This is a genomic window from Erythrobacter sp. CCH5-A1, from assembly GCF_001557115.1.
Classification (GTDB): Bacteria; Pseudomonadota; Alphaproteobacteria; order Sphingomonadales; family Sphingomonadaceae; genus Erythrobacter.
Genome location: NZ_LSKQ01000323.1, coordinates 1 through 9,609, shown reverse-complemented (window position 1 = coordinate 9,609; position 9,609 = coordinate 1). Strand labels below are relative to the sequence as shown.

The following is a 9,609-nucleotide window of genomic DNA, read 5'->3' as shown; positions in this document are numbered from 1 at the left end:
AAAACCGCCGCGCCAATGGTGCCCGAGGCACCGGCAAGGGCGATGCGGCGCGGCGGTTTTGCGGCGATTGGAGGCGGATGGGCATTACGTCGCCGCTCTCCCGCGCGGCGCTTTCATCGAGCCGGATGCGCTGGCCGATGGCCTCAGAGACGACCGGATCGCGGTGGTGATCTCGTGCATCGCCTCGCGCTCGGGCGCGCCGGAGGATGCGCTGGCGGTGGATTACGGGGCGAACGCCACGCTGCTGGAAGCGGCGCGCGAAGCGGGCGTCGCGCAGTTCATTCTGCTCTCGGCGATCTGCGTGCAGAAGCCCTTGCTCGCCTTCCAGCACGCCAAGCTGAAGTTCGAGGCCGAGTTGCAGGCGAGCGGAATCGGCTACACCATCATCCGCCCCACCGCCTTCTTCAAGTCGCTCTCGGGGCAGGCGGGGCGCGTCAAGGCGGGCAAGCCCTTCCTCATATTCGGCGACGGCAACCTCACCCGCTGCAAGCCGATCAGCGACGATGATCTGGCGCGCTTCATCGCGGGGTGCATCGGCAACCCCGAGGCCTTGGGCAAGGTGCTCCCCATCGGCGGCCCGGGCCCGGCTTTATCCTTGCGCGATGCAGGGGAGTTGCTGTTCGCGGCGGCGGGGAAGGCGCCGCGCTTCCGCTCGGTCTCGCCCGCCATGTTCACCTTCGCCGAGAAGGTGCTGGCCCTCGGCGCGCCGTTTTCGGGGTGGTTTGCCGAGAAGGCCGAATATGCCCGCATCGCGCATTACTACGCGACCGAATCGATGCTGGTGCTCGACCTGGCGAGCGGCGAATACTCGGCCGATCTCACCCCCGAATTCGGGAGCGAGACTCTGGCTGACCACTACCAGCGGCTGCTGGCGGAGGGCTAGCGCGGGGCGATGTGCCAGCTGGCGGGGGCAAGCGTCTCGCCGAGGTGGGGGACGGAAACCGGCTTGGCGGCATAATTGAAGGTGAAGGCGTGGGTGGCGCTGCGGCGCACGCGGATGCCTTCGGGAAGGTCGAGCAGCGGCAGACCGGCCTCGTCCGCCATTCGCACCACCAGCAGGGCGAGCAGCGCGCGGTCGGGCCAGATCGCGCAGTAGCGGATTTTGTCGTGGCGGTAGACCACCCCGCGCCCTGTGCTGTCGGCGAGTTCGGGGGCGAGGTCCGAGGCCACGTCCTCCCGCCAGCGGGTGACGGTGAAGCCTCCTGCGGGCTCGGCGATGCCGTCGCGCAGGGATTCGACGCGGGTCACGGTGAGCGGGATTGCCGCCTTCAGCGCCCCCGGCGCGAGGGTTTCGGGAATGCGGAAGCTGGCGGTCTTGCTGCCTGACCTCGGCCCGAGGAGCACGGGGCAGTCGAGCGCCTCCAGCTTTTCCGCGAAGCCTTGAGGCACGATGGGGAGCGTTGGCACCACGACCATGCGGTAGCCTGCAAGGTCTGCGTCGGGCGCGACGATATCGACGTCCAGACCGCGCTGGCGCAGTGCGGAGTAGGTCTCGAACACAAGCTCGAGATAGCGGAACGAGCGGCCCTGCGGCTGGATGGCGATGGTCCACGCCGCTTCGTAGGAGAACACCAGCGCCACCGGCGCCTTCGCGGTGGTCTGCATGCCGATCTCCTGCAAGACCGCCGCCGCTTGCCGCACCTCGTTGGCCGCCTCGGCCTCGGTGCTGTCGGGGCGCAGGAGTCCTGCGTGCATCTGCTCCTGTGCGAAAGGGGCCTGCCGCCAGCGGAAATAGCTCGTCAGTTCGGCCCCGTGCGCGCAGGCTTCGAGCGTCCAGAGAGCGACCATCCCCGGCAGCGGCGCGGGGTTGAACCGCGCCCAGTTCACCGGCCCGGGCTGCTGCTCCATCACCCCCCAGCGGCCCCGCGAGCACCCCCGGTAGAGATCATGGTGGAAAGCGGCGATATCGGGGTGGCCCTGCCGGAAGTAGGCCGCCTTCTCATCCGAGGAGAACCAGAACTGTTCGAGGAATCCGAGCGGATAGGAATCCCATGTCGCCACGTCGATGTCGCGGCCGACATCGTGGTGGTCGAACTCGGTGAAGAAGCCCATGAAGTTGTGGGTGATGTCGATGCCGGGGGAATGCGCGCGGAGGATCTCGACCTGCTCGCGGTTGAAGCTCGCGACCTGATCCGATGCGAAGCGGCGGTAATCGAGCCAATGCGCGGGGTTCGCCTCGGTGACGGTGAGGTGGGGCGGGTCGATCTCCGCGAAGGAGCGGTATTCCATGCTCCAGAACACGTTGCCCCAGGCCGCGTTCAGCGCCTCCACGGTGCCGTGGCGAGCAGCGCACCACCCGCGGAAGGCGCTGGCAGCGGCTCCGGAGAAGCTCAGGACGGTGTCGTGGCAGCCATATTCGTTGTCGGTCTGCCACATGGCGATGGCCGGATGCTTGCCGTAGCGCTCTGCGAGCGCTGTGACGATCCGGCGGCACTCGGCGCGGTAACCTTCGTGGCTGAAGCAGTAGTGGCGGCGCGAGCCGAAGCCCCTCGGGCGGCCCTGTTCGTCGTTGGCGACCATGTCGGGCATGCGATCCACCAGCCATTTCGGCGGCGTGGCCGTCGGCGTGCCGAGGATCACCTTGAGGCCGGCCGCGTGCAGGGTGTCGATGGCGCGGTCGAGCCAGTCCCAGTCGTAGCGGCCGGGCTCGGGTTCGAGGCGGCTCCACGCGAATTCGCCGATGCGGATGAGGCTGAGGCCCATTGCGCGCATCCGCCGCGCGTCCTCGGCCCACCAGCTTTCCGGCCAATGTTCGGGGTAGTAGCAGCAGCCGAGTTTCATTGCGGCACTCTCTCCAGCGCGATCAGCCACGCGGTTTCGGGATGGGTGAGGGGCAGCGCGAGGCCCTGCGTCATCAACGCCGTGCCGGAGAGGACGAGCCCCTCGCGCCAAACATCGGAGTTGGCGAGGTAGTGGCGGGCCTTGGCCGGCCACGGTTCGGGCAGGGTGACGCGGTAGCGCGCCTCGGGCTCGAGCCCCGCGAGCCGCAGCGGCGCAGCGTCGAACACCGGCGAGAAGGCGGTCTGCGCGACCAGCGCCAGCGCCTTGTCATCGTGCGTCACCATCATCCCGGTGACGTTCTGATCGGGGTGGGCAAGGCGGTGGAGTGCGCCCGCGTGCAGCACCCCGCGCCACTGCTTGTAGAGCGCGATGTGGGCGGCGAGGCAGTCGCGTTCCTTGTCGGTCATCCGCGCAGGGTCCGCCTCGACTCCCATGTGGCCTAACACCGCCACCTTGGCGCGGAAATCCATCGCCAGCCTGCGCCCGGTGATCGGATTGGGCGAGGGGCCGACATGGCTGCCGAGCACTTCCAAGGGCAGGAACTGGCTCCACGCGGGGATGATCCGCAGGCGCTCGATGGCGTCGTTGTTGTCGCTGGGCCAGACGCGGTGGGTGCGTTGCAGCACCCCGAAATCGATCCGCCCCCCGCCGCTCGAACAGCTCTCGATCTCCACCTCAGGGTGGGCAGCGCGCAGGCGGTGGAGGAGGGCGTAGAAGCCGAAAGTCTGGATGAAGCGCTTGCCGCCCGCGGGGAAGAGGTCGCGATTGTGGTCCCACTTCAAGTAGGCGATGGGGTGATCGCGCAGCAGCGCGTCGAGCTTTTCGAAGAGGTATTCCTGCACCTCCGCGCGCGTCAGGTCGAGCGCGAGCTGGCCGCGCATGGTCGGGCGATCGCGGCCTTCGACATGGAGGCACCAGTCGGGATGGGCGCGATACAGGTCGCTGTCGGGCGAGACCATCTCGGGCTCGACCCACAGGCCGAAATCCATGCCGAGTTCGTGGACCCGCGAGATCAGCGGGGCCAGGCCGTTCGGGAATACTTGCTGAGAGACGAACCAGTCGCCGAGGCTGGTCTTGTCGTCCCTGCGCCCGCCGAACCAGCCGTCGTCGAGCACGAAGCGTTCGATGCCGAGCGCGGCGGCGCTTTCGGCGAGGCGCATCAGCCCGGCCTCGGACAGGTCGAAGCCCAGCGCCTCCCACGAATTGAGGTGGACCTTGCGCGGTCCCCACTCGGCGCGGGCGGGAAGCACGGACTTGCGCAGGAAGCCGTGGAAGGTCTGCGCCAGCATCGAGCGGTCGGCGGCGAGCGCCAGCACAGCCTGCGGCACCGCGAAGTTCTCGCCGGGCCCGAGCACCACCTCGCCCGCCTCCAGCACTGCGCCCATCAGCAGCATCGCCCGCCCGTCGCCCGCGCCTTGCGCGTCGGGTTCGAGCGCCAGCCAGTGGTCGCCGCTCCAGCCGAGATGCGCGCCCAGCACTTCCTCGCCCGCGTGGAGCAGCAGCCAGTTGGCACCGCCGAAACCGGGCTTGCCGGTGGCGCTCTCGCGCGCGATGCCGTCGGGCGCGATTGGCCGGCGGTGCTCCTGCATCTCGCCCGCCCATCGGCCCGAATAGCGGGTCATTTCGGTGAACCGCGCGGGCACGGGCAGGGCGAGCGATGCGAGGCGCTCGACCGCGACCGGCTCTGTCCCCGTATTGGTCAGCGTCAGCCCGACTGTCACGACATCGGCCGGACCGATCACCCAGCGCACGCCGAAGTCGATCCCCGTGGACCGGTCGTGAAACATGAAGTGCGCCGCCTGCGATCCCGTTGCCCAGCGGTTCAGGCGGCAATCGGTTTCGATCCGCACGCCGCTGCGCCGCAGTTCCAGCGCGGGCGTGCCGCTCCAGCCGCCCTTGCTCTCGGGCAGCACGCCCGGCACCGGGGGCACATCGGGCTGGCTCTCGTGCCGCCCGCGCGCACCCGAGGCCGCCAGTGTGCCCAGATCCTCGCCCTCGGGCAGGCGCGCGCCGAGATAGACGAGGTCCGCCGCGCCGCCCACTTCCAGCGCGAAAACCAGCGTCAGCCGCTCGCCGTCGAGCCTCACGAATTCCACTGGCATCCCTCTCCCGTCACCCGAGCACCGGTGATGATCCGGCCTGCGGGCTTGCCGCTGGCCCGCCATTGCGCTGTAACCGCGCGCAACGAGAGGGGAAAGCGCGCAGATGGCACCAGCAACCACCGGGGGCGACCCGACACAGATCGCCGTGTGCCTCGGCCTGACGCTCGCGATCGCGCTCGCCACATGGCTGACGCTGCGGCGCGCCGGCCATGACGGGTCGAAAAAGGACGTTTACCTCGCCGGGGGCAAGCTGAACTGGCTGTTCGTGGCGGGCGCGATCACGCTCACCAACCTCTCGACCGATCAGCTCGTCGGCATGAACGGCAACCAGATGCTGCTGCTCGCCTGGTGGGAAATCAGCGGCTTCGTGGGCCTCCTGATCCTCGCCTATGTGTTTGTGCCGATCTATTACCGGGCGAGAGTCACCACCGTGACCGAACTGCTCGAACAGCGTTATGGCGGCGGGGGAATCCGCACGCTGGTGTCGGCGCTGTTCCTGTTCGGGATGGTGCTGATCTACCTCCCCGCCGGGCTCTATTCGGGCGCGCTGTTCCTGAAGACCGCGGGGATCGACTTTCCGCTGCTGGTGCTGGCGGCGCTCCTCGGGGTGATCGCGGCGGCCTATACCATGACGGGCGGGCTCAGAGCGGTGGCGGTGATGGAGACCTATTCGGGCATCGGCGTACTCGCCATCGCGGTGCTGGTCGTCGTGCTGGCATTGAATGCGGTCGATTGGGACATTGCCCGCGGCGTTCCCCCTGAGCGCCTCACCATGGTGGGCGCGGCGGATTCGCCGATCCCGTTCCACACGCTCTTCACCGGCATGGTCTTCATCCAGATCTACTACTGGTCGACCAATCAGCCGATCACCCAGAAGGCGATGGCCGCGCCCAGCGTGCGCGAGGCGCAGAAGGGCGTGCTCGCCGCCGCGGTGGTGCGCATCCTGATCATCCCGGCGATCGTGGTGATCCCGGGCGTGGTCGCCTTCCAGCTGTTTGGCGATATCGACGATGCGGCTTACGGTCGGCTGGTGGGCGAGGTGCTGCCGCCGTGGCTTTCGGGCGTCTTCGCCGCCGCCATTGCGGCCGCGGTAATCGCCCACACCGCCGCGGTGATGAACGCGGCTGTGGGGCTCTATGCAGTCGACTTTCACGAGAAATTCGTCGGCAAGGTCGCCAACCACTGGCGGCTGTCGGGCATCGTCACCGTGGTGCTGACTCTCGCCTCGGTGGCGCTGGTGCCGGTGTTCGAAAGCGCCAAGAGCATCATCAACTTGCTCCAGCAGCTGAACGGCCTTTCCTCGATGCCGATCCTTTCGGCCTTCATCGTCGGGCTGCTGTTCACCGGGGTTGAAAGCCGCGCGGCGATCGTGGGCGTGGTGTGGGGCTTTGCGCTCTATGCGCTGTTCAGCTTTGTCGCTGAACCGGCGGGGCTGATCGGGCTCCACTACATCGACTTCATGGTGGTGACGCTGGCGACGAGCGTGATCGCGGCGCTCGCCTTCAACCGCTTCGCGCTGGGCGGGCGGGCGCGCTTCGCCCCGCGCGAGGTGTTCGCGCAGCTCGCCAGGCGGTCCGAAGAGGATGAGGTCTTCGCATGACCCTCGACCTTGCCCGTCCGCACCGCCGCTTCAATCCGCTCAACCGTAGCTGGGTGCAGGTCTCGCCCCAGCGCATGGGGCGGCCGTGGCAGGGCGAGGTAAGCGAGCCCGATCCCCCGCCGCCCGCATACGATCCGGAATGCTACCTGTGCCCCGGCAACGCCCGCGTCGGCGGCGAGGCGAACCCGGATTACGCGGGGGTCTACGTCTTCGACAATGATTTCCCCGCGCTCGAGGACACGGAACGGGGCGGCACTGCCGACGACCCGCTCTTGCGCGCCGAGGCTTCGGGCGGCGTGTGCCGGGTGATCTGCTTCTCCCCCGATCACGGCAAGTCGCTCCCCTTGCTGGGCACGGCGCAGCTGCGCGCGGTGATCGATTGCTGGGCCCACCAGACCGCCGAACTGGGCCAGCGCTTCGCCAACGTGCAGGTGTTCGAGAACAAGGGCGCGATGATGGGCTGCTCCAACCCGCATCCCCACGGCCAGATCTGGGCGACGTCCCACCTGCCGCAGGAAATCGCCGCCGAGGATAAGGCCCAGCGCGCCTACCATGCCGAACACGGCCGCCCGCTGCTGCTCGACGTGGCCACTCGCGAAGCGACCGGCGAGCGGGTGGTGGAGAGCAACGACGACTGGCTCGTCATCGTCCCGTTCTGGGCGGCGTGGCCGTTCGAGACCCTGCTGCTCCCGCGCTTCCCGGTCCGGCGCCTGCCCGATCTCGCCGCCGGCCAGCGTGACGCTCTGGCGAGCATCCTGAAGGCGCTCACCACCCGCTACGACAACCTGTTCCAGACCAGCTTTCCCTATTCGATGGGCTGGCACGGGGCGCCTTTCAACGCAGGCCCGCAAGACCACTGGCAGCTCCACGCCCACTTCTACCCGCCGCTGCTGCGCTCGGCGAGCGTGCGCAAGTTCATGGTCGGCTACGAGATGCTCGCCGAGCCGCAGCGCGATCTCACGCCCGAACGGGCCGCAGAGATGTTGCGTTCCGCCGACGGCCTGGTGCATTACCGCGGATAGGGAAGGGATCGCAGATAGATGGATCGCCGCGACAGACTGATTGCCCGCGCCCGGCAGGGTTACCGGCTCGCCTACGGGGTCGAGCCGTCGCGCTTTTTCGCCGCGCCCGGCCGCGTCAACCTGATCGGCGAGCATGTCGATTACAATGATGGCTACGTGCTCCCCTGCGCGATCGACCGCGAGACGATCGTCGCGGCCGGGCCGCCCTCGCCGCAGACCAAGGAAAAGCTGTTCGAAGCGGTCGCGCTCGACATGGGCGAGATGGCGAGCGCGCGCGACAGCTTCGATCTGCTCGCGCCGATCCGTCCAGGCGACAACAACTGGCAGAACCACGTGCGCGGCGTGGTGCAGGCGCTGGGGCGTTATGGCCACAAGGTGCGGCCGATGCGCATCGCGATTGCAGGCGATGTGCCGATCGGGGCCGGGCTGTCCTCCTCGGCGGCCTTTGGCGTGGCGGTGGCGCTGGCGTGCTCGGACTATTCGGGCCTCGAGCTCGCGCCCGAAATGCTCGCCAAGGTCGCGCAGCTCGCCGAGAACGATTTCGTCGGCTGCGCCTGCGGGATCATGGACCAGATGGCCGCTGCGGCGAGCGTGGCCGATCATGCGCTGCTGCTCGATTGCCGCAGCCTCGAGACCCTGCCGGTGCCGATCCACAAGAGCCTCGCGATCACCGTGATCGACACCGGATTGCGGCGCAGCCTCACCGAAAGCGCCTTCAACCAGCGCCGCGCGGAGTGCGAGGCGGTGGCGCAGCACTTCGGGGTGAAGGCCCTGCGCGATGTCGATTACGGCCGGCTGCTGCGGGCCGAACCCGATCTCGATCACACCCTGTTCCGCCGCGCCCGCCATGTGGTGACCGAGATGGAGCGGATCGAGCCCGTCGGAGTCGCGCTGGCGCGGGGCGATACGGCGCAGCTGGCGGCCGTGATGCGCGAGGCGCACCTTTCGCTCTCCGACGATTTCGATGTCTCGCTGCCGCCGATCGACCGGCTCGCGCAGATGATCGCCGAAAGCCTCGGCGATGCCGGCGGGGTGCGGCTGACCGGGGCGGGCTTCGGCGGGTGTCTTGTCGCGGTCGCCCGGCATGACGCGGGACCGGCGATCGACGATGCGATCGCGCGCTACAACGCCGATGCCGATCTGCCCGCGCGGGCGGACCTGTTCCGTCCGGCCCGTGGCGCAGCGCCGATCGAGGTCGGCTAGGTGATAAAGGCCACGCGGGAGCCGCTCCTGGCGCGGGTATGAACCCAACCCGTCGCAGAGACGATTTACAGATATAAAAATATCTTTATATGCTCCCGGTCACGATGGTGATCGAGGACATCTTCAAGGCGCTGGGCGATCCGACCCGGCTGCGCATCGCCCGCCTGCTCGGCGCGATGGAGCTGGCCGTGGGTGAACTCGCGCAGGTGCTTGGGCAAAGCCAGCCGCGCGTCTCGCGCCATGTCGGCATCCTGTGCGATGCAGGCCTCGCCGAGCGCCGCCGCGAAGGATCGTGGGTGTTCCTGCGCCAGAGCGAATCGGCCGGCGCCGTGGTCGAGGCGGTGCAGGCGCTGCTCGCGCTCGCCGAGGAACAGGAACCCGCCTTCGCCGCGCTGTGCGAGGCCGACCGCAGGAAGCTCGCCGCGATTCGGCAGGCGCGCGAGGCGGCGGCGGAGACCTATTTCGCCCGCCACGCCGGCGAGTGGGACGAACTGCGCGCGCTCCACAGTGCCGATGCCGAGGTCGAGACGCGTCTGGCCGAGGCGCTCGCCGAGGCGCCCCTTGGCGCGCTGCTCGACATCGGCACTGGCACGGGCCGCATCGCAGAGCTGTTCGCCGACCATGCCGAGCGGATCGTCGCGCTCGACAAGAACCTCGAAATGCTGCGCGTCGCCCGCGCAAAGCTCCAGCACCTGCCCGCCTCGCGCGTCGAGCTGGTGCAGGGCGATTTTTCCGACCTGCCCTTTGCCGATGCCAGCTTCGATACCGTGATCCTCCACCAGGTGCTGCACTTCGCCCCCGATCCCGCCCCGGCGCTGGCCGAGGCGGCGCGGGTGCTGCGCGGCGGCGGGCGGATCGCGATCGTCGATTTCGCCAGCCACGATCACGAGGAGCTGCGCAC

7 protein-coding genes are annotated in these 9,609 nt (G+C 68.7%); 5 read left to right on the top strand and 2 right to left on the bottom strand.

Annotated elements, in window-relative coordinates; all coding sequences use genetic code 11:
* Positions 1–58: 58 nt before the first annotated feature.
* Positions 59–883 carry an NAD(P)H-binding protein gene (locus AX708_RS19420; RefSeq protein WP_082747259.1) on the top strand — a complete coding sequence of 275 codons (825 nt, stop codon included), beginning with the start codon at positions 59–61 and terminating at the stop codon, positions 881–883.
* On the opposite strand, the gene AX708_RS19415 is transcribed toward AX708_RS19420, so the two are convergent.
* Complete coding sequence (locus AX708_RS19415; RefSeq protein WP_066530789.1) at positions 880–2,781, bottom strand: beta-galactosidase; 1,902 nt, start codon at positions 2,779–2,781, stop codon at positions 880–882. The two genes, AX708_RS19420 and AX708_RS19415, sit on opposite strands and share 4 nt — an antisense overlap.
* Entirely contained in the window at positions 2,778–4,877 is a 2,100-nt protein-coding gene (locus tag AX708_RS19410) for an alpha-galactosidase (protein WP_066530792.1), read from the bottom strand. Before AX708_RS19410 ends, AX708_RS19415 begins: the two co-directional genes overlap by 4 nt.
* Before the next feature lie 109 nt (positions 4,878–4,986).
* Between AX708_RS19410 and AX708_RS19405 the strand changes: the two genes are divergently transcribed.
* From AX708_RS19405 to AX708_RS19390, 4 genes are all read left to right on the top strand, one after another.
* On the top strand, positions 4,987–6,483 hold the full coding sequence (locus AX708_RS19405; RefSeq protein WP_066530795.1) for a sodium:solute symporter: 1,497 nt from the start codon (positions 4,987–4,989) through the stop codon (positions 6,481–6,483).
* The gene (locus AX708_RS19400; RefSeq protein ID WP_066530799.1) at positions 6,480–7,505 is read left to right on the top strand and encodes a UDP-glucose--hexose-1-phosphate uridylyltransferase; all 1,026 of its coding nucleotides are present in this window, start codon (positions 6,480–6,482) and stop codon (positions 7,503–7,505) included. Before AX708_RS19405 ends, AX708_RS19400 begins: the two co-directional genes overlap by 4 nt.
* An 18-nt stretch (positions 7,506–7,523) precedes the next feature.
* The gene (galK, locus tag AX708_RS19395; protein WP_066530802.1) at positions 7,524–8,708 is read left to right on the top strand and encodes a galactokinase; all 1,185 of its coding nucleotides are present in this window, start codon (positions 7,524–7,526) and stop codon (positions 8,706–8,708) included.
* A gap of 104 nt (positions 8,709–8,812) precedes the next feature.
* On the top strand, positions 8,813–9,609 hold a 797-nt coding region (locus AX708_RS19390), incomplete at its 3' end, for a metalloregulator ArsR/SmtB family transcription factor (RefSeq protein WP_233999684.1).